The organism is Mesoterricola sp. MK458 (assembly GCF_055384935.1).
On the sequence record NZ_AP045075.1, the window covers coordinates 2,208,192 to 2,227,170 of the forward strand.

15 protein-coding genes are annotated in these 18,979 nt (G+C 66.9%); 6 read left to right on the top strand and 9 right to left on the bottom strand.

Features of this window, described 5'->3' with window-relative positions; genetic code table 11:
- Nucleotides 1-12: 12 nt before the first annotated feature.
- The 9 genes from ACZ5LB_RS09730 to ACZ5LB_RS09770 form a co-directional block, all read right to left on the bottom strand.
- Nucleotides 13-1,677 carry an alpha-amylase family glycosyl hydrolase gene (locus ACZ5LB_RS09730; RefSeq protein ID WP_464605999.1) on the bottom strand — a complete coding sequence of 555 codons (1,665 nt, stop codon included), beginning with the start codon at nucleotides 1,675-1,677 and terminating at the stop codon, nucleotides 13-15.
- Nucleotides 1,678-1,756: 79 nt separating this feature from the next.
- On the bottom strand, nucleotides 1,757-2,212 hold the full coding sequence (locus ACZ5LB_RS09735; protein WP_464606000.1) for a pullulanase-associated domain-containing protein: 456 nt from the start codon (nucleotides 2,210-2,212) through the stop codon (nucleotides 1,757-1,759).
- Between the two features lie 62 nt (nucleotides 2,213-2,274).
- Nucleotides 2,275-3,165 carry a maltose ABC transporter permease MalG gene (gene malG, locus ACZ5LB_RS09740; protein ID WP_464606001.1) on the bottom strand — a complete coding sequence of 297 codons (891 nt, stop codon included), beginning with the start codon at nucleotides 3,163-3,165 and terminating at the stop codon, nucleotides 2,275-2,277.
- A 10-nt stretch (nucleotides 3,166-3,175) separates the two neighbouring features.
- The gene (malF, locus tag ACZ5LB_RS09745) at nucleotides 3,176-4,711 is read right to left on the bottom strand and encodes a maltose ABC transporter permease MalF (protein ID WP_464606002.1); all 1,536 of its coding nucleotides are present in this window, start codon (nucleotides 4,709-4,711) and stop codon (nucleotides 3,176-3,178) included.
- 58 nt (nucleotides 4,712-4,769) lie between these two features.
- Entirely contained in the window at nucleotides 4,770-5,972 is a 1,203-nt protein-coding gene (gene malE, locus ACZ5LB_RS09750) for a maltose/maltodextrin ABC transporter substrate-binding protein MalE (protein ID WP_464606004.1), read from the bottom strand.
- A gap of 37 nt (nucleotides 5,973-6,009) precedes the next feature.
- Nucleotides 6,010-7,056 carry an ABC transporter ATP-binding protein gene (locus ACZ5LB_RS09755; protein ID WP_464606006.1) on the bottom strand — a complete coding sequence of 349 codons (1,047 nt, stop codon included), beginning with the start codon at nucleotides 7,054-7,056 and terminating at the stop codon, nucleotides 6,010-6,012.
- A gap of 110 nt (nucleotides 7,057-7,166) precedes the next feature.
- Nucleotides 7,167-8,840, bottom strand: coding sequence for an alpha-amylase family glycosyl hydrolase (locus ACZ5LB_RS09760; RefSeq protein WP_464606007.1), 1,674 nt, complete (start codon nucleotides 8,838-8,840; stop codon nucleotides 7,167-7,169).
- A 92-nt stretch (nucleotides 8,841-8,932) separates the two neighbouring features.
- Nucleotides 8,933-10,288 carry a carbohydrate porin gene (locus ACZ5LB_RS09765; protein ID WP_464606009.1) on the bottom strand — a complete coding sequence of 452 codons (1,356 nt, stop codon included), beginning with the start codon at nucleotides 10,286-10,288 and terminating at the stop codon, nucleotides 8,933-8,935.
- A gap of 45 nt (nucleotides 10,289-10,333) precedes the next feature.
- On the bottom strand, nucleotides 10,334-11,998 hold the full coding sequence (locus tag ACZ5LB_RS09770; protein ID WP_464606011.1) for an alpha-amylase family glycosyl hydrolase: 1,665 nt from the start codon (nucleotides 11,996-11,998) through the stop codon (nucleotides 10,334-10,336).
- 255 nt (nucleotides 11,999-12,253) lie between these two features.
- Here ACZ5LB_RS09770 and ACZ5LB_RS09775 point away from each other — a divergent pair, with 255 nt between their 5' ends.
- The 6 genes from ACZ5LB_RS09775 to ACZ5LB_RS09800 all read left to right on the top strand — a co-directional run bounded on the left by ACZ5LB_RS09775 (nucleotide 12,254) and on the right by ACZ5LB_RS09800 (nucleotide 18,971).
- Complete coding sequence (locus ACZ5LB_RS09775) at nucleotides 12,254-13,297, top strand: glucokinase (RefSeq protein WP_464606013.1); 1,044 nt, start codon at nucleotides 12,254-12,256, stop codon at nucleotides 13,295-13,297.
- A complete protein-coding gene (locus ACZ5LB_RS09780; protein WP_464606015.1) occupies nucleotides 13,294-14,262 on the top strand; it encodes a LacI family DNA-binding transcriptional regulator in 969 nt (322 codons plus the stop codon). Before ACZ5LB_RS09775 ends, ACZ5LB_RS09780 begins: the two co-directional genes overlap by 4 nt.
- An 18-nt stretch (nucleotides 14,263-14,280) precedes the next feature.
- Nucleotides 14,281-14,661, top strand: a complete 381-nt coding sequence (locus tag ACZ5LB_RS09785; RefSeq protein WP_464606017.1) for a PilZ domain-containing protein — start codon at nucleotides 14,281-14,283, stop codon at nucleotides 14,659-14,661.
- A 59-nt stretch (nucleotides 14,662-14,720) separates the two neighbouring features.
- Nucleotides 14,721-15,527: an acyltransferase gene (locus ACZ5LB_RS09790; protein WP_464606019.1), complete on the top strand. Its 807-nt coding sequence runs from the start codon at nucleotides 14,721-14,723 to the stop codon at nucleotides 15,525-15,527.
- 179 nt (nucleotides 15,528-15,706) lie between these two features.
- Nucleotides 15,707-17,038, top strand: coding sequence for an IS701 family transposase (locus tag ACZ5LB_RS09795; RefSeq protein ID WP_464602688.1), 1,332 nt, complete (start codon nucleotides 15,707-15,709; stop codon nucleotides 17,036-17,038).
- Nucleotides 17,039-17,348: 310 nt separating this feature from the next.
- Complete coding sequence (locus ACZ5LB_RS09800) at nucleotides 17,349-18,971, top strand: SpoIIE family protein phosphatase (RefSeq protein ID WP_464606021.1); 1,623 nt, start codon at nucleotides 17,349-17,351, stop codon at nucleotides 18,969-18,971.
- Nucleotides 18,972-18,979: the final 8 nt, after the last annotated feature.

The following is an 18,979-nucleotide window of genomic DNA, read 5'->3' on the forward strand; positions in this document are numbered from 1 at the left end:
TGGATTTCCTTGCTAGTTGGCCCGCTCGAGCAGGACATAGGTTTCGGCCTGGACCTTCACGGCCCCTCCCGCCACCGTGGCGGTGCGGCCCGTATAGGCGTCCCGGAGGCGCTCGCCGTCCTGGAAGGCGCCCGCCACGGGGATGGTCGCCTCGCCCTTGGCGCCCATGGCCACCACCACGCAGTCCCCGGAGGCGGCGTCGATGCGGCTGAAGGCGTAGGGGGAGGAACCCAGCTGCTTGTGGACCCCCTTGGCCAGGGCCACGTGGCGGGCGCGGAAGGTTCCGAGCTTGCGCCAGTGGTCCAGCACCTTGGTGTCCGGGGCGGCCCAGTTCATGTCCGAGCGCGTTCCCTGCTGGTAGTCGGTGCGCGGTTCGTAGCCCACGGGCCGCGCGGTCTCGTCCCCGTAGAAGATCTGCACCCCACCCGGGGCCAGCAGCAGGGCGGCGCCGCCCTCCACCAGGCGGTCCCGGTCGAAGAGCTTCGTATCATGGGAGGAAAGGTAGTTCAGCATGTGCGCAGGCATTCCCGCCTGGAGTTTGACGTACCCCGCGAAGAGCTTCTCGGGCTTGGCGAACTCCCCCTCGTCGTTCTGGAAGTCGAAGTTGAGCATCGCGTCGAAGCCGAAGCTGTGCATCTTGTGCTTGGCGGGCCCCACGCCCCAGTACTCGCCCACCATCCAGAAGGGGGCGTCGTCGATGCGGCTGGCGGGATTCGCGGCCTTCCACTGGGCCAGGGCCTTGACGCCCTCCGCCTTGAGCTGCGCCCAGGCCTCGGGCTCCACGTGCTTGACGGTGTCGCAGCGGAACCCGTCCACGCCGTAGGTCCGCACCCAGTCGGTGAGCCAGTGGATCAGGTAGCCGCGCACGGTGGTGCCGGGCAGGTCCACGGCCCGGGTGCCGGCCTTTTCCTTCAGGAACTTGGGCAGCTTGACGGCGTCCTTGCTCTCGGTGCAGAAATCGGGGAGGAAGGCCAGCTGCATGGTGAGGTCGTCCCGGCCCCCGTCCAGGTACCCGGGCAGCCCCGCCCGCACCCAGTCCCTGCCCCACCAATCGGCGAATTTGAAACTATTGTAATCAATATAGTTATGGTAATTCCTCAGGGTGGCCTTCTCCGAGCCCTCGAAGAGCACGTCCACCTTCAGGTCCCGGGCCGTCTGCAGGTCGAGGTAGCCCGGGTGGTTCATGACGATGTCGAAGAGGACGCGGATGCCCTGGGAGTGGGCGGTGTCGATCATCTCCTTCAGGTCGGCGGGGGTGCCCATGTTGGCGTCGAGCACCGTGTAGTCCAGGGCGTAGTAGCCGTGGTAGGCGTAGTGCTTGAACTCGGCCTTGCCGCCCTGCACCCAGCCGTGGATCTGCTCGTAGGGAGCGGTGATCCAGAGGGCGTTGACGCCCAGCTGCCGGAACCAGCCTTCCTTGAGCTTCCGGGTGACGCCCTTGAGGTCGCCTCCGTGGAAGGTGGCCACATCGTCCTTGGGCAGGACTTCCCGCTTGCGGCCGTAGCTGCCGTTGTTGGAGGGGTCGCCGTCCAGGAACCGGTCGGTCATGAGGAAGTACACGATGGGGTTGTCCGCGAAGGACCCGGGCACGGAGGCCGGGGCCCCCTGGGCCGCGAGGGTGGCGCCGCAGAGCGCGAGGGACAGCCGGAACGCGAGGGAGGTGGTTCGCAGGGTCATGGGAAGCTCGCTGGTCGTGAAAAGGGGCCGGGCCGGTGGCGGCCTTCCGGTCACCACCGGCCCCGGGCGCCCAGGATGGCTACTGCTTGTACTCGGGGTGGCCGGCCTTGACCTCGTCGAGGGAGAAGTAGATCTTGCTGTCGTTCTCCCAGATCCAGGCCTCCTGGTGGGTCATGCCGTCGAAGCTCATGTCCTTGCCGCCCTGCTCCTTGATGTCGCCCTTGTGGATGATGTAGTTGACGACCATCTTGGTGCGGGTCTTGAACTCGGCGGCCTCGCGGGTCCAGTAGACGCCGTAGGCGTCCTTGCCGGTGGGGACCATGGGGGTGGGCCACTCCACGCCCTCCAGGGGCATGTTGGGGCTCTTCCAGAGGTGGATGCCCCACTTCTCGTAGTTGCCGTCCACGCGGTGGTAGTGGATGGTGATGTTGGGCCCGGCGGCGGGGGCGGGGGCCTGGGCCTGGACGGACGAGACGGTGGCGAAGGCCAGCGCGACGGCGGCGAACACCTTGACGAGGGTGGAACGGATGCTCATGTCGGGCTCCTGGTTCGATGTCGAGGGCACGGCCCTCGGAAGGGGTGAAGGGGAAGGCCGGATCAGCCCTTGGTGCCGCCGGAGGTGAGTCCGGCGATCAGGCCTTTCTGGGCCAGCATGAAGACGATGGTGATGGGCAGGCCCGAGAGGATGGCCGCCGCGGCGAAGTCCCCCCACATGTACTTCTGGGGGTAGAGGAAGGAGTTGGCGCCCACGGCCAGGGTGAGGTTCTTCTGGGAGTGGAGCAGGATGGAGGCCACCGGGTACTCGATGATCGCCCCGATGAAGGCCAGCAGGAACACCACCATGAGGATGGGCAGGGCCATGGGCAGCAGCACCCGCCAGAAGGCCTGCCAGGGTGTGGCGCCGTCCACGGTGGCGGCCTCCTCGATCTCGGCGGGGATGGTCTCGTAGAACCCCTTGATGGTCCAGACGTGGAGGGCGATGCCGCCGGAATACGCCAGGACCAGGGACCAGAGGCTGTCCATGCCGAACAGCGGGAAGGCGTTGCCGATGCGGGTGAAGATGGAGTGGATGGCCACCAGGGCCAGCACCGACGGGAACATCTGCATGAGCATGAGGCCGGTGAGGGCGGCCTTCTTCCCGGCGAACCGCATGCGCGCGAAGGCGTAGGCCGCGGTGGTGCTCAGCAGCAGCCCGATGCAGGCCGACACCAGGGCCACCCGGACGGAGTTCCAGAGCCAGCGCAGCACGGGCAGGTCGGGATACACGAGGGTGCCGTCGGGGCCCACGGAAGGCAGGCCCAGGGCGAAGCGCCAGTGCTCGAAGCTGATCTCGGACGGGATGAGCCGGCCGGTGGCGAAGTTGCCGGGCCGCAGCGAAATGGAGATGGTCAGGAGGAAGGGGAAGATCACCAGGGCGCACAGGCACACGAGGAACACGTGGGCGGCGAGCACCCTCCAGCGCTGGGATTTGTTGGTTACGATGGCCATGGTTCCCTCCTCAACGCTTCTCGTCGTCGGCGATCTTCGTGTACCGGATCTGGACGAGGGTGATGCCGGCGACCAGCAGGAAGATCACCGTGGAGATGGCGGCCCCGAGGCCGAACTGCTGGCCGGAGTCCACGAACGCGTTCCGGTAGACGTAGGAGATCAGGATGTCCGTGGTGCCGGCCTGGATGGTGGTGTCCAGGAAATCGGGGCGCCCGCCGGTCAACAGCGAGATGAGGACGAAGTTGTTGAAGTTGAACGCGAAGGACGAGATCAGCAGGGGCAGCATGGGCCGCTTGATCAGGGGCAGCGTGATCTTGAAGAAATTGGTGAGGGGACCGGCCCCGGCCACCGCGGAGGCCTCGTAGAGGTCCATGGGGATGGCCTTGATGAGGCCCATGCACACCACCATCATGTACGGGAATCCCAGCCAGGTGTTGACGATGAGGATCATCACCTTCGCCAGGAAGGGGTCGGAGAACCACCCCGGACGGATGCCGAACAGGGCGTTCAGGATCAGGTTGATCTCACCCATGTTGTTGTTGAACAGCCCCTTGAACACCAGGATGGAGATGAAGCCCGGCACCGCGTAGGGCAGGAACAGCAGGAGGCGGTAGAAGCTGCGCATTCGCAGGGCCTCCCAGTTCAGGAGCACCGCCAGCACCATGCCCAGGGAGAAGGAGAAGAGCACGGAGAGTCCCGCGAAGACCACGGTCCAGATGAAGATCCGGAAGAAGGGCTCCCGGTACTTGGGATCGGTGAAGATGCGCGTGTAGTTGTCCCAGCCGATCTTCACCTGGAACCCGGGAAGGACCTTCTCCCCGGACGCCGTCTCGTAGAAGCCGGTGCGCACGTTGGGCTTGATGACGGTGCCGTCCTGGTTGTTCAGGAGGCTGCCGTCGGGCTGGGCCGCGTAGAGGCGCTTCATCGCCGCGAATTCGCTGAGGCCGGTCATGCCCAGCTTGGCGCCGTTGGGCATGGCGATGGTGAGCTTCTTGAGGTTCTCCTCGTGGGCGATGATGTCCCCCAGCTCCACCGGGTCGCCCGGGGTGAACCCCGCGGCCGCCTCGGGTCCGGCCTTGACCTCCACGGGGGCATCGCCCGGCATGGCGAAGGCCGGGGTGAAGTACACCGCGCCCCCTTCGGAGTCCTCCAGCCGCGCCCGGAACTTCGGGCCGTCCGGGAAGAGGGAGAAGCTGAAGGTGTTGCTCTCCCCCGGGTAGGTCTGGTCCAGCAGGTACTGGGTGGCCCGGGGGAACTCCAGGAGGTTCCTGGAGCTGTAGTTGGAAAAGCTGATGAAGATCGTGTAGATCACCGGGAAGACCACGAAGATGATGGCCGCGGCGATGCCCGGGAACAGGTAGCGGTACGCGTAGGTCTTCTGGGAGGTGTAGAGCCAGGCGGCGAGCGCGATGATGACCAGGAAGGTGCCGGCCAGGAGCACCTCGCCCGTCGCGTAGATGACGGTGACGAGGAACAGCGCGGCGACGACGAGCAGGGCCAGGAAGGCTCGGCCCAGGTTGCGTCGGATGGCGGGTGGAATGGTCATTTCGTCGCTTCCGCGGAAACGGGCGGGAGGCCCCCGGGCCCCCCGCCCTTGGATGGGCCTACTTGGCGAGGATCCGCTTGGCGGCGGCGTCCATGGCTTCCTTGGGGCTCCGGCGGCCGTCGGTCATGCTGCCCAGGGCGCTCAGCATGGCGGCCCAGAACCGGCCCATCTTGGGGTTGTTGGGCATGATGATGCCGTCCTTGGCGCTGGCCATGGTGGCCTGGACCCGGGGATCGCCCTTGAGCTGGTTGAAGAAGGCCATGTTGGCGGGGGCGCCCAGGGCCACGTCGGCGTTGATCTTCTTGAGGCCTTCGGGGGTGAGCATCCAGTTCTCGATGAACTCCTTGGCGATGGCGGGGTTCTTGCTCGCCTTGGGGATCATGCAGCCGGTGACGCCGACCATGGGCCGGGAGGGCTTGCCATCGACCATGGGCAGCTTGGCGACGCCGTAGTTGATCTTGGCCTTGGCCACGTTGTCCCAGGCCCAGGCGCCGCTGATCATCATGCCGATCTTGCCGGCGGCCATCTGGGCTTCCATGTCGGCGTAGCCGGCTTCTGGCGGCATGACTTCTTCCTTGATGAGGCGGTCCAGCACGGCGGCGCCCTTGATGGCCCCGGCATTGTTCACGCCCGTGTCGGTCTCGTCATAGGTGCCGTCGGCGCGCCGCTTGAAGGCATAGCCGCCGTTGGCCTGCAGCATGGGGAAGGTGAAGTAGGTGTTGTTATAGTCCCAGAGGATGGCGTGCTTGCCCTGGGGCTTGAGCTTCTTCTCGATGGCGAAAACCTCGTCCCAGGTCTTGGGGGGCACGGGCACCAGGTTCTTGTTGTAGATGAGGCCCACCGCCTCGATGGACAGGGGGTAGCCCCAGGTCTTGCCCTGGATGGTGAAGGCGTCCCAGGCCATGGGCACGATGCCGTCCTTGAACTTCTTGTTGGGGCGCACTTCGGTCAGGAGGCCGCCCGCCATCCATTCGCCGACGCGGTCGTGGGCCCAGATCCAGATGTCGGGGCCCTTGCCTTCGCTGGAGGCCTGCTGGAACTTGCCGGGGGCGTCCTCGGGGTGCTCGACGATCACCTTGATGCCGGTCTTCTTCGTGAAGTCGTCGCCCACCTTCTGCAGGCCCTTGTAGCCCTTGTCGCCGTTGATCCAGATGGTCAGCGGGCCCCGGGGTGCGGCGGCGGTCAGCGCGGAACCGAGGCCGCCGGCCACGACCAGCGCGGCGGCGGTGACCAGTCTGGCGAATTTCGAGTGCGTGCTCACGGTGTTCTCCTTGAGGTTGCTGCGTGGATGGGGGGACTCAGTCCTGGGGAAGGACCTTGCCGGATGCGTCGAACAGGTAGCAGTGCTCCGCGGGGAACGCCAGGAACGCGTTGTCGCCCGTGGTGAGGGGGTTTTCGGGATCGGACTTGACGGTCAGCGTCTCGGGGCAGCTGGGGGCGGCCACGTAGAGGTAGGTGATGTCGCCCAGGTGTTCGGCCAGCTGGATGCGGGCGGGGGCGGTGCCCTCCGCGCCCTGCCGCGAGGCCAGGAGGTGCTCCGGGCGGATCCCCAGGGTCAGCGGCGCGCCCGGCCCCAGCCCGTGGGCCCGGGCCCGCACCCGGATGGAGGTGCCGTCCGAGAGCTTCACCAGGGCGGAACCGTCCTCCGCGGACGTCAGGGTGCAGGGCAGGAAGTTCATCTTCGGCGAGCCGATGAACCCGGCCACGAAGAGGTTGGCGGGCTTGTGGTAGAGCTCCAGGGGCGTCCCCACCTGCTCGATGAGGCCCTTGTTCATCACCACGATGCGGTTGGCCAGGGTCATGGCCTCCACCTGGTCGTGGGTGACGTAGACCATGGTGGTCTTCAGCTCGTGGTGCAGCCGGCTGAGCTCCACCCGCATCTGCACGCGCAGGGCGGCGTCCAGGTTGGACAGCGGCTCGTCGAAGAGGAACACGTCCGGCTTGCGGACGATGGCCCTGCCGATGGCCACCCGCTGGCGCTGCCCGCCGGAAAGGGCCTTGGGCTTGCGCTCCAGGAGGGGCTCGATCTGGAGGATGGCCGCGGCCCGGGCCACGGCCTCGGCGATCTCCTGCTTCGAGGCGCCGGCCAGCTTGAGGCCGAAGGCCATGTTCTCGGCCACGGTCATGTGGGGGTAGAGCGCGTAGCTCTGGAAGACCATGGCGATGCCGCGCTTGGAGGGCGGCACGTCGTTGACCTTCTTGCCGCCGATGTGCAGCTCGCCCGAGGTGATCTCCTCCAGCCCCGCGATGCAGCGCAGGAGGGTGGACTTGCCACAGCCCGAGGGACCCACGAAGACGATGAATTCCCCGTCGTGGATGTCCAGATCCAGCCCCTGGAGGATCATCACATCGCCAAAGGCTTTTTTCAGTGCTTTGATTTGGAGATCGCCCATGAGGTTGTTTCCAGGTGAAAGGAGAGGTGGGATTGCGGGAATGAGTCTAGAACTGTTCGGACCTACTGGATATCGCCATGGATGGTGCCCTTGAAGGTATCCCCCGCCACGTGCAGCACGCGCACGCCGAAGGGAGGCAGGGCACTGACGGTGTACTGGGTTCCATTTAATGAATTATTGTTCCTGGTGTCGCCCAGGATGGCGCCCACCGCCGCGCCGGGGGCCACGCCGTTGGCCGTGAGGTTCGTGAGCACCGCCGTCTGGACCGTGGCGGTGAGGTTGGCCACCACCACCACGCGCTCGGCGCCGGCGGAGCGGATGAAGGCGAGGACCTTGGAAGGGCCCAGGTCGGTGGCGAGGGTCGCGTAGCCGCCCCGCAGGGCCGGATAGGCCGCGCGGGCCCTGTTCAGGTACTTGACCCAGCTGAGGATGGAATCCGGCTGCGCGGACTGGGCGGTCACCGCCGCCCAGTCCATGGGCCCGCGAAGGTTCAGGTCCGTGCCCGAGGCGCCGGTCATGCCCACCTCGTTGCCGTAGTAGATGATGGGGGTGCCGGGGCCGAGCAGGTTCAGGGCCTCGGCCAGGATGATCCTGGGACGGCTGCCTCCGTACTGGGTGCCGGGCCGGGAGATCACGTTGTCATGGTTGGAATCGAAGGGGGCCGAACGGAACCCTGCGGGGTAGGTGTCCCGCTCCAGTTCCCAAAGGGACGTCAGCCGCGTGGCGTCGGCACCGTTGATGGCGTTGTACACCGCCCAGGGCGCGCTGAAATCCAGGCAGAGGTGGAACTCGTTGGCGCCGTTGCCGTAGTAGGGCGCGACGCCCGCGGCGTCGTTGGTCCAGGCCTCGGCGATCATCATCTTGCCGCTGTACCGGGAGGCGTCCCCGCCGGGGCGGGGATGGGCGTTGCCCGGGGCCAGGTAGCCGTCGATCACCGACCGGAACTCCTGGAGGCGGGCGTGGGTCTCGGGCGTGTCCGCGGCCTTGCCGGGCCCGGATTCGCAGAGGTAGCGCACGGCATCCACCCGCATGCCGTCGAACCCCCGGTCCAGCCAGTAGCTCACCACGCCCTGCATGGTGGAGCGCACTTCGGGGTTGTAGTAGTTCAGGTCCGCGTCCCCGGCGAAGGCCGAGTAGTAGAACGCGCCCTCATAGGCCTTCCAGACGTCCGACGACGTGCCTCCGCCCCAGGGGAAACCCCAACCCGCGGGCAGCGTGGATTGCCACACGTAGAAGTTCCGCTTGGCGGGGTCGTCCATCCAGGGATGGGATGCCGAGGTGTGGTTCGGGACGAAATCGAAGATGATCCGCATGCCGCGCGCGTGCGTGGCGTCGATGAGGTCCTTCAGGTCCGACTTGCGGCCAAACCGGTTGTTGATCGCGTAGTAGTCGGTGGTGTCGTACCCATGCATGTTCGTGCCCTTGTAGGTGCACTCGAAGATGGGGGACAGCCAGAGGGTGTTGACGCCCAGGGACTGGAGGTAGTCCAGCTTGCCCTGGAGGCCGGGCAGGTCGCCGATGCCGTCGTTGTAGACGCCGTCGGAAAAGCTCTTGACCCACACGTGGTAGATGATGGCGTCGTCGTACCAGCGGGGGGTGTTCTCCAGTTGCTGGCCGGCGGCGATGGTCGTGGTGTCCGCCGGGTACGCGGGGGTCGAGGTTCCTCCCCCGCCCCCCGCGCATCCCAGCGGGCCCACGAGACCGAGTGCCGTCGCGAGAAGCCAGTTCAGGCGCATGGAGCCTCCCCTCGGCCCCCGGCGCGCACGGGCGCGCCGGGAACCGCTTGCGAAGATGCCGAAGGGAGGTCGTTCCATCCGTCAGGCCCTCATTACCACCAGGCTTCGATCTGGGCGCCGAAGGTCACGCCCTGGGTGTCGGCGCCGAAATGGCCCTCGCCCACCTTGTTCCAGGCGTTGGCGTTCTGGTTCCACTGGCCGCGGGTCACGAAGATGCGGATGGAGGGGCGGCTCCAGAAGGAGGCCTGGGGGCTCCACTGCAGGGCCAGGGTCTCCTTGAAGAGGTGCCGGTCCTCGGACTCGTTGTCGAACTTCAGCTTGTCGAAGCCCACTTCGGCCGCGATGCTGAAGTGCTTGGTGAAGAAGTACATGGGACGCACGCCGAAGGACTGCCAGCTGTTGGTGTTGCCGGCCATGGTGCCCTTGCCGTTCTGCTTGCGGTAGATGGCGGTGGCGGCCACTTCAAGGTTCCGGGCGGGCTTGAAGTAGAGGGAGTCCATGAGCATCCACCAGGTGTTCTCGGTCTTCACCTCGGGGTTGTACCAGTTCCAGAAGGTGTTGCCGTTGCCGTAGGTGGCGTAGACGCGGTTGTCGCCGCCGAGCACGTTGGACTGGTTGTAGATCAGGCTGTACTGGGTGCCCTTGTTGTTCATGCCGGCCGCGTCGGCCTTGGCGTCGCCGTGGGCGTCGTTGTACTGGTAGCCCAGGGTCAGGCTGCCGCCCTGCCAGAGCTTGATGTCGCTCAGGCGCAGGTCGTGGGAGCCGATCACGAAGTGGCCGCTGCCGCCCACCCACTGGCTGTAGGGGGCAAGCTGGCCGCGGATGGCGCCGTTGTTCCAGTCGCTGGTGACGTTGCCGGAATCGTGCTGGATGAAGGCGTAGTGGAACTTGGCGAAGCCCAGGTTCATGCCTTCCATGCCGACGCCGTCGCCGCTGTCGTTCCAGTACCACTGGTCGCGCATGTGGAGGTCCTGGCGCATGTAGAAGCGCCGGCCGGCCCACAGGGTGGCGTCCTTGAAGAACTGGCTCTTGCCGAAGATGCCGGAGGCCTCGCCCCAGGCTTCACGGATCCACACCTGCTGGTTGGGGGAACCGGCCTTGCTGTTGTCCACGTCGCCGCCGGCATCGGCCGAGGCGTCGCGCACCTGGTAGTACCCGCGGAAGGAGGGGCGGAAGTGCAGCTTGAAGGACTCCTCGCCCTTGTCGTAGGCGCGAACGTCGAAGGCCAGCTCAAGGTAGTTGTCGGTCTCGTTGCCGAGCCGGTAGCCGGGGCCGCCGGTGGGGGACCCGCCGGTGTTGGCGAGGAAGAAGGAGACCTGCTCACCGCCGTTGGAGGAACGGCCGACGCCGGAGCGCATGTAGCCGTGGAGGTCGAAGGTATCCTGGGCGGCCAGGGTCCCGCAGGCAAGAGCCAGCGGCAACGCAGCCAGGAGAAGTTTGTTCTTCATGGGGTTGGCTCCTTGAAGATGCCGCTGACGCGGCGGTGGTTGGGGTTACTGCTGGGTCGAAGGGCGTGATTGCCCGAAGAATCCGCCCCAAGGGGGCAGGCGCAGGCGCCGCCCTTGGAGCGGGGCGGGTTCCAGGCCATGGCCGAGGAGGGGATCGATGTGCGGAGGAAGAAGGTAGTCGGCCGGTGCGGGCCCGAGGTTGAAGACGGCGAGGATGGACTGGGCCGGGCTCTCCCGCCTGAGGACCAGGAGGGGGGCGTCGGCCCGGGGGAAGGTGATGGAACCCTCGCGCAGCGCGGGCTGGCCCCGCCGCCAGGCCAGGAAGGTTCGGTAGAAGCCCAGGACCGAGTCCGGAGCCTGGGCCTGGAGGGAGACGGCCCGGGCCAGGTGCTCCGCGGGCATCGGCAGCCAGGAGTCCACGCCCGAAAAGCCCCCGAAGGGCGCCTCGGGGGTCCAGGGCATGGGCGTGCGGCAGCCGTCCCGGCCCTTGAAGTCCGGCCAGAAGGCGATTCCGTATGGGTCCGTGAGGCGGTTCTTGGGAACCACGGCCTCGGTGAGGCCCAGCTCCTCCCCCTGGTACACGCAGAAGGTGCCGCGCAGGGAACCCAGCATGGCCAGGAGCACCTTGGGGAAGGCCGGATCCTCGGTGCCGTTGCCCCAGCGGCTCACCACCCGCGCGCAGTCGTGGTTGGAAAGGGACCAGCAGGCCCAGCCCCCGCCCCGCTTCACCCGCTTCTCGAAGGCTTCCACCGCCCCGCGGATGCGGGCCACGCTGAACTCGTCGGTGAGCAGGTGCATGCCGTAGGCCATGTGGAGCTTGTCGCCCCCGCCGGTGTACTCGGCCATGGTCGCGAGGGAATCCTCGTCGCCCACCTCGCCCACGCTGGCCGCGCCGTAGGCGTCCAGCAGTTCCCGGAGCCGGCGCAGGAAGGGCAGGTTCTCGGGCCGGGTCTTGTCGAAGCGGTGCAGCTGCATGCCGTAGGGGTTCCCGGGGCGCACGGAGGAGACTTCCAGGGCCTTGCCCCGGGCCGGCGGGTTGTTGCGCAGGAGCGGATCGTGGAAGTGGAAGTTGCAGGCGTCGAAGCGGAAGCCGTCCACCCCGCGCTCCAGCCAGAACCGGCACTCCTCCAGCATCTGGTCCTGCACGGCCTGACAGTGGAAATTGAGGTCGGGCTGGGATTCCAGGAAGTTGTGGAGGAAGTACTGGCGCCGGCGCGGCTCCCAGGCCCAGGCCGCTCCGCCGAAGACGGACTGCCAGTTGGAAGGCGGCGTCCCGTCCGGCCTGGGGTCGGCCCACACATACCAGTCGCTGCGGGCGTTGGTGCGGTTCGACCGGCTCTCCTTGAACCAGGGGTGCTGGTCCGAGGAATGCGAAAGCACCTGGTCGATGAGCACCTTGAGGCCCAGCTTGTGGGCCTTGGCCACCAGCTCGTCGAAGTCGGCCAGGTTCCCGAAGATGGGGTCCACGTTGCGGTAGTCCGACACGTCGTAGCCGAAGTCCCGCATGGGCGAGGTGAAGAAGGGGGAGATCCAGATGGCGTCGATGCCCAGGTCGGCGATGTAGGGCAGGTGCGCGGTGATTCCCGGCAGGTCCCCCACGCCGTCCCCGTTGGTGTCCTGGAAGCTCCGGGGGTAGATCTGGTAGATCGAGGCGCCCCGCCACCATTCGGCCCGGCGGGTGCCCTGGTCTTCCGTGAACTGCGAAGTCATGATTCGATTCCTTTTGCGCGCGTCCGTGGATACCTTACCGATTTAATCAGCTACTTCATTCCGACGGAATCGATGCAACCGGTTACAAACTGCAGGCGAAAAAGAGTGCCCATTGGCCGTCTGCTTGTGTGTGTTAAGAATTCTACCTAGCGCTCGGGGAATGAAACCGGTTACAAAGAAGTCACGCAATGTTTGGCTAATCAAGGTAGGGTTGTCAACAAGAAAAATTTCGTGCCCAGTATTTCAGGAGGCTGCATGCCCACCGGATCTCCGGAACGGATTGTCCTCGCCGCTGACGTGGGAGGCACCAACCTGACCCTGGCCCTCCTGGCCGGGCACCCAGGGCGGGTCCGGCTCCTGCGGAAGGCCGTCTTCAGCACCGCCGCCGAGTCCTCCCTGGCGGGGCCCCTGCGGCGGTTCCTGGCCGAGGCCGCGGACCTGGGCCGGCCCGAGGCCTTCTGCGTCTCCGCCGCCGGCCAGGTGCAGGACGGGCGGATCCGACTCACCAACGCCACCTGGGACATCGACGGTCCCGCCCTGGGCGCCGAACTGGGCATCCCCGTGAAGCTGATGAACGACTTCTCCGCCGTTTCCCAAGGGGTCCTGCTCCTGGACCCCGGGGACCGGGAGCAGCTCTTGCCCCTGCCCCACGGCGGCGCCCCCGAGCCGGCCCCGGACCCCCAGGGCACGGTCCTGGTGGTGGGCGCGGGCACGGGCCTGGGGGTGGGGTTCATCACCCGGGGCGCGGACGGCCCCAGGGTCCACCCCAGCGAGGGCGGCCACATCGGCCTGCCCATGACCGGGCCGGAGACGCTGGCCTTCTGGGAACACGTCAGCCCGAAGTATCCGGGCCCCCCGGGCGCCGAGACCGCCGTGTCGGGCCCGGGCATCGCGGCCCTGCACCGGTTCCTGGCGGAATCGGGGCGCTTCGCCCCCACCGCGGCTTCCGCCGCCATCCTCGCCCTGCCCGAGGCCGGGCGCCCCGCGGCCATCGCGGCGCGGACGGAAGATCCGTGCTGCCGAAGGGCCATGGAGCTCTTCGTGGAGCTCTACGCCCGGGTGTGCGCGGAACTCTGCGTGGCCTTCATCCCCACCGGAGGCATCTTCCTGGCCGGCGGCGTGGCCTCCAAGAACGCGGGGCTGTTCCTGGAGGGCCGGCGCTTCATGGCCGCCTTCGACCACAACTACCGCGCGCACCTCGACGCCATCACCCGGGCCACCCCGGTCCACATCGTCCGCGACTACGACGTGAGCCTCTACGGGGCCGCGGACGCAGCCCTCCGCCTGGAACGACCATGAAGATCACGATCGGTGAAATCGCGCGACAGGCTGCCGTCTCCAAGGGAACCGTGAGCCGGGTCATCAACGGCAAGTCCACCGTGGCCGAAACCACCCGCAAGAACGTGCTGGCGGTGATGAAGCGCCTGGGCTACGAGCCCGATCCCGTCGCGCGGGAGCTTTCCATGCGCACCAAGCACACCCTGGGCATCTGGGTGGGCGCCGGGGAGAACCGCCTCTCCCCCTACTTCAACCTCATCTGGCGGGCGCTGCTCCGGGAGATGCAGGTGCGGGCCACCCAGGTGGTGGAGCTGCCCGAGGACATCAGCCACGTGCGCACCCGCTTCGACGTGGTGCTGGTCTTCAACAGCGACGGGGTCGACGGGCGCCTGGAGCTCCTGCGGGAGCGGGGCGTGCCGGCGGTACTCATCGGACACCACCCCGGCATCTCCTGCGTGGCCCCCGACGACATGGGGGGCGGGCGCCTGGCGGCCCACAGCCTGCTGTCCCTGGGGCACCGGAACCTGCTCCACCTGACCGTGGCGTGCGAGGTCCAGTGGGCCCAGGACCGCGCCGACGGATTCACCTCCGTGCTGGCCGGGTCCAGCCTCCCGGGGATCCAGGCGGCGACCGTGAAGGGGGAGGCCTCCGTCCTGGGCGGCTACCGCCTCATGCGGGACGCCTGGCGCCAGGGCCACCGCCCCACCGGCGTGTTCTGCGCCACGGACGAGATCGCCGTGGGGGCCCTGGGGGCCCTGGAGGACCTGGGGGTCCAGGTGCCCGGCCAGGTCTCGGTGCTGGGCTTCGACGGCCTCGTGGAGCTGCACCCCGGGCTGGCCTCCGTGGCCCAGAACATCCCGGCCATCGCCCACCAGGCGGTATCCCTGGCCCTGGCCGCCATCGGCAAGGATACGGTCCATCAGACCATCGTCCCGGTCGCCCTCATCGAAGGAACAACCCTGGGACCCGCTCCGAAGGTATCCTAGGGGTTCGAGGATGCCGCCATGACCTCCGACTCCGAGCAGCGCGAATTCACCCGGGTCCCCATCGCCTTCGATGTGCGCATCGCCGTGGGCGGCAAGTCCATCGAGGGGGCCCGCGTCAAGGACCTTTCCATGAAGGGCATGCTCGTTCTGACTACGGAGCGCCCGCCTGTGGGGACGCCGTGCGAGGCGGTGATCTCCCTGGTGGCCGGCGAGGTGGAGATCCGCACCTCCGGCGTCGTCGCCGCGGAAAACGCCCTGGGCTTCGGCATGGAGTTCTCCACCATCGACGGCCTGGAAAGCTACATCCACCTCAGGAACCTGGTCATCTTCAACTCTCCGGACGTGGAGAAGGTCGAGGAGGAGTTCCAGGCCCACTCCGGGATCCGGAAAAAGGACTAGTTGTGGTGGTTCCGGGGCGGCCGCATAATGGCACGCCTTCCCCGACGCCAGGTAGCCCCATGCGAGATGCCATCGGCCACGCGAAGTCTGCCCCTTCGCGCAATGCCTTCGAGACCCTGCTCCGCCGCCATTCCCGCGCCAGCTACGGGCTCGTGGTGCTCCTGCTCTACCTCCTGGCGGCCACGGCCCTGGGCGTCGCCCTGGCGCCGGCCCTGGCGCTCACCTACCACCTGTTCGGCGTGGCGGCCGGGCTTCCCGCCGTGCCCGCTTGGCTCCTCCGGGGCTTCGCCCTGGCCCTGGCCTGGTTCGTGTTCGGCATGTCCCTCCTGGTGGCGGTGGCGGCCTACAACAAGGTCCTCCCCACGCGGGTGAAGCCCTACAAGGGCGGCTACTACACCCTGGACGCCGTGCCCTGGTTCCTGCACAACGGCCTCTTCTACCTGGTGCGGTTCACCTTCCTGCCCTTCGTCACCCTCACGCCCTACGGCGTCTGGTTCCTGAAGGCCATGGGCATGAAGATCGGCCGGCATGCCTTCATCAATACGGAGTACATCAGCGACCCCTCCCTCATCACCATCGGCGACGACGCCGTGGTGGGCGGCAGCGTGCGCATATTCGCCCACTACGGCGGCGGCGGCAACCTGGTGGTGGCCCCCGTCGTGGTGGGCCACCGCGCCACCCTGGGCCTGGCCTGCTGCGTCATGGGCGACGTGGTCATCGGCGACGACGCCGTCATCCTCCCCGAGAGCGTCGTCCTGCCCGGAAGCCGGGTAGGGCCGGGGGAGACCTGGGGCGGCGTCCCGGCCCGGCCCATCGGGAAAGGGGAGATGGAGGCGTTCAAGAAGGTGATCCGGGGGGAGAGTTAGGGTCTGTTCGGATTGAAGGGAAGGCTTCATCTCCTTCATCCCTGAGATCGGTGTCTCTACTGGGGCGCGCGTCTGCCATTCCCGGAATCTTGGATTGGCAGGGGTTATGGATGCTGGGGGGAGGATGTAACCCTCGGTCCCGATGCGGCAGTAGAGATTACGGGGTCTGGAGGTGTCAGATGACCGTACAGGACATCGATCAGGCCAAGGTAGTGGCATTTGCCAGTGCTCTGTTGGTGCCGGCCTTGCGGAAGGCCAACTGGTGGGGTCCGGAGCAAGTCGTTTGCGACTATTGTCGAGGGCTGGCGCTGCCCGGCGAGCGAAAAAGCATGGAGCCCATGGCGGCGCGGCTCGCACCCGGGAGCACCCAGGCCAAGCATGCGTCGCTGCAACGATTCATCACGGATTCCGTCTGGGATCACCGGGCCATTCTGCGCGGGGCCCGGGACTATGCCTTGCCATTTCTGCTCTCCAGGGGTGCCCTGGAAGCCTGGGTCGTGGACGATACCTCCTTCCCGAAACGCGGTTCCTGCTCCGTAGGGGTGGCCAATCAATACTGCGGCGAGCGGGGCATCGTCGCCAATTGCCAAAGCGTGGTTACGATCAACCTTGCCAACCAATTTGCGAGCCTGCCTACCGCCTACCGGCTGTTCCTGCCCAAGGAATGGACGCAGAATTCAGCCCGCCGCCGGATGACCGGCATCCCGGAGGACATGAAGTTCCTTTCCAAGCCGGAGATTGCGCTTGGACTGATCGATGACCTGATTGCAGAAGGAACGGACTTGGCGCCGGTAGTCGCCGATGCGGGTTACGGCGACAGTGGCGCCTTCCGCAAGGGGCTGGCCGATCGAGGTTTGAGTTTCATGGTGGGAGTCCGCTCCAGCATCTTGGTCTGGAAGGAGGGACAAGGTCCGCTGCCACCCCGGCGGCGGAGGCCCAAGCGCGGGAGATACTCGCAATGTTTCAGGCCCAACCCGAAGCAGCCGACCCGAAAGGTCCTGGTCCTGGCCCAGGGGCTACCGAAGACGGCTTGGAGATCCATCGAATGGCGAGAAGGCTCGAAGGGACCATTGACCTCCCGATTCGCCGCCTGCAGGGTTTTGGTGCCGGGGCTCCTGCGCTCCAAGGGCAACTATGTGTTCATCCATCCGGAGCAATGGCTGCTGGTCGAGTGGCCACCGGAGTCTCCCAGCCCGGTGCGGTTCTGGCTCTCCAACTTACCGGCCAACACCTCGTTGCGAGCCCTAGTCCAGGTGGCCAAGCTGCGCTGGCGGGTCGAGCGGGACTACCAGGAATTGAAGGGGGAACTCGGCTTGGGACACTTCGAGGGCCGGACCTGGGCCGGCTTCCACCACCATGGCAGTTGTTGCTTGGCCACCTTTGCGTTCCTGGTCACCGAGCGAGCTCGGGTTTTCCCCCCTACGATTCACGAACTCCTTGGATCTCCGAAACCTCCCTTTCCCGAAGCCCGTTCCTGGCGGACCCCCGCTGGTCCGGCCCGAACGCCATAGCCCGTTTTCCATCCCCACCCTGAGGGCCTGGGTCGCCCGAGAGGCAATCCGAACCTTGCCCTGGTGTCCCTTCTGTGGCCGACCTGATCCTCGACCGCCTCCCGGAATGCCTCGGCCCGACGTAAGAGCTCCCTGACGCCCCAGTAGAGGTGTTCATGAACGCCGATTTCAGGGATGAAAAAGGATGGGGCTCGGCGCAGGGCGGTAGGATAACGGATGCACCGTTCAACACCTTATTTATCAAGAGATTATAAATCGTAGTTGACAAGTCAAGAAAACCGACAAAGATTGCCTGACCAAAGGCAATCCCATGGCCGAACTCTGGATCCGCCTACCCGACCGGGCCCCCGTGAAACTCGGGAGGGACCGCGCTGCCCTCACCATCGGCCGGGACCCGGCCAACGACGTGGTCCTGGAGGATTCCAGCCTCTCCCGGAACCACGCCCGGCTGACCTGGCGGGACGGCACGGCGACGCTGGAGGACCTGGGCTCGCGCAACGGCACCCTGGTCAACGGCGACCGCATCCTGGAGCCCCGGCAGGTGCGGGGAGGCGACGAGATCGTCTTCGGGCGCCTTTCGATCCGGATCGAGGAAGGTCCCGACATCCCCGCGGCCCAGGATTCGAGCGTCTCCTTCCTCATGGACGTGGACCGGCTGCGGGCGTCGTCCCCGGGCACCCAGGACATCGGCACCGCCAAGCGGTGGAAGGAGGCCCTGGACATCGTCCACGCCCTCAGCCTCGACATGCTGGGCGACGTCTCCACCGAGATGATGCTGTGGGACCTCCTGGAGCGCCTCTACGCCTTCCTGAACCCGGGGCGGGGCGCGGTGCTCCTGAGGAACGGGAAGGGGCCCATGACGCAGGTGGCCGCGCGTTCCCGCTCACGGGGCCACGACTTCCAGGTGGAGCTGTCGAAGACCATGCTCGAAGCCGCCGTGGAGCGCAAGGAGGCTCTCCTCATCAACAACCCCATGCTGGACTCGAAGCTCGCCCAGGCGCAGTCCATCATGTCCAGCGGGATCACCTCCATCATGACGGTGCCCCTGGAGCACGGCGGCGAGGTGGTGGGCATCATCTACATGGACGCCGGCCCCATGCGCGGGGCGTTCACGGAGGAGGACCTGCGCCTGGTGGCGGTGGTGAGCCACATGGCCGCCGCCAAGATCCGCACCACCCGGCTCATGGAGGAACTGGTCGTCAAGCAAGCCATGCAGAAGGAGATGGAAGTGGCCCGCAGGATCCAGGAGCGCCTCCTTCCGGACCGCTGCCCGGCCCTGGAGGGCTTCGAGCTCTTCGGCATCAACGTGGCGTGCTGGAACGTCTCGGGCGACCTCTACGGGTTCTGGCCCGGCCCGGGGGGGAAGACCTGGCTGGCCATCGCCGACGTTTCGGGCAAGGGCATCGGGCCCGGGCTCCTCATGGCCACGTTCCAGGCCCTCATGCAGGCCTGGACCGAAGGCGCCGAGGACCCCGCCCTCCTCGCCAGGAAGATCAGCCTGGCCCTCAGCAAGCGCACCACCACCAACCGGTTCATCACCGCCTTCCTGGGCCTGCTCGATCCGGCGGCCCGCACCATGACCTACACCAATGCCGGCCACAACCCCATTCCCCTGCTCCGCGCGGACGGAACCACAGAGGAGCTCGCCTCCCAGGGCTTCCCCCTGGCCATGTTCCCGGGAACCGAGTACGGCCAGGGCTCCATCCGTATGGAACCCGGCGACCTGCTCTTCCTGTACACCGACGGCATCACCGAGGCCGCCGATGCCCAGGGCGTGGAGTTCGATCTCGCCCATGTCTGCCGGACCCTCCGAGGCCTGGGCGCGCTGCCTCTGCCCGAGCTGAACCAGGGGCTCACCGCCGCCCTCCAGGAGCACACCCGGGGCGCGCCCGCCACCGACGATCGCACCGTCGTCATGGTGCGAAGGGCCTAGGAGGATGC

Excerpts from the sequence above, each read along its gene's own strand:
- ACZ5LB_RS09730 (WP_464605999.1), bottom strand. The coding sequence starts at position 1,677 with ATGACCCTGCGAACCACCTCCCTCGCGTTCCGGCTGTCCCTCGCGCTC.
- ACZ5LB_RS09735 (WP_464606000.1), bottom strand. The coding sequence starts at position 2,212 with ATGAGCATCCGTTCCACCCTCGTCAAGGTGTTCGCCGCCGTCGCGCTG.
- malG (WP_464606001.1), bottom strand. The coding sequence starts at position 3,165 with ATGGCCATCGTAACCAACAAATCCCAGCGCTGGAGGGTGCTCGCCGCC.
- malF (WP_464606002.1), bottom strand. The coding sequence starts at position 4,711 with ATGACCATTCCACCCGCCATCCGACGCAACCTGGGCCGAGCCTTCCTG.
- ACZ5LB_RS09755 (WP_464606006.1), bottom strand. The coding sequence starts at position 7,056 with ATGATCCTCCAGGGGCTGGATCTGGACATCCACGACGGGGAATTCATC.
- ACZ5LB_RS09760 (WP_464606007.1), bottom strand. The coding sequence starts at position 8,840 with ATGCGCCTGAACTGGCTTCTCGCGACGGCACTCGGTCTCGTGGGCCCG.
- ACZ5LB_RS09765 (WP_464606009.1), bottom strand. The coding sequence starts at position 10,288 with ATGAAGAACAAACTTCTCCTGGCTGCGTTGCCGCTGGCTCTTGCCTGC.
- ACZ5LB_RS09770 (WP_464606011.1), bottom strand. The coding sequence starts at position 11,998 with ATGACTTCGCAGTTCACGGAAGACCAGGGCACCCGCCGGGCCGAATGG.
- ACZ5LB_RS09775 (WP_464606013.1), top strand. The coding sequence starts at position 12,254 with ATGCCCACCGGATCTCCGGAACGGATTGTCCTCGCCGCTGACGTGGGA.
- ACZ5LB_RS09780 (WP_464606015.1), top strand. The coding sequence starts at position 13,294 with ATGAAGATCACGATCGGTGAAATCGCGCGACAGGCTGCCGTCTCCAAG.
- ACZ5LB_RS09785 (WP_464606017.1), top strand. The coding sequence starts at position 14,281 with ATGACCTCCGACTCCGAGCAGCGCGAATTCACCCGGGTCCCCATCGCC.
- ACZ5LB_RS09790 (WP_464606019.1), top strand. The coding sequence starts at position 14,721 with ATGCGAGATGCCATCGGCCACGCGAAGTCTGCCCCTTCGCGCAATGCC.
- ACZ5LB_RS09795 (WP_464602688.1), top strand. The coding sequence starts at position 15,707 with ATGACCGTACAGGACATCGATCAGGCCAAGGTAGTGGCATTTGCCAGT.
- ACZ5LB_RS09800 (WP_464606021.1), top strand. The coding sequence starts at position 17,349 with ATGGCCGAACTCTGGATCCGCCTACCCGACCGGGCCCCCGTGAAACTC.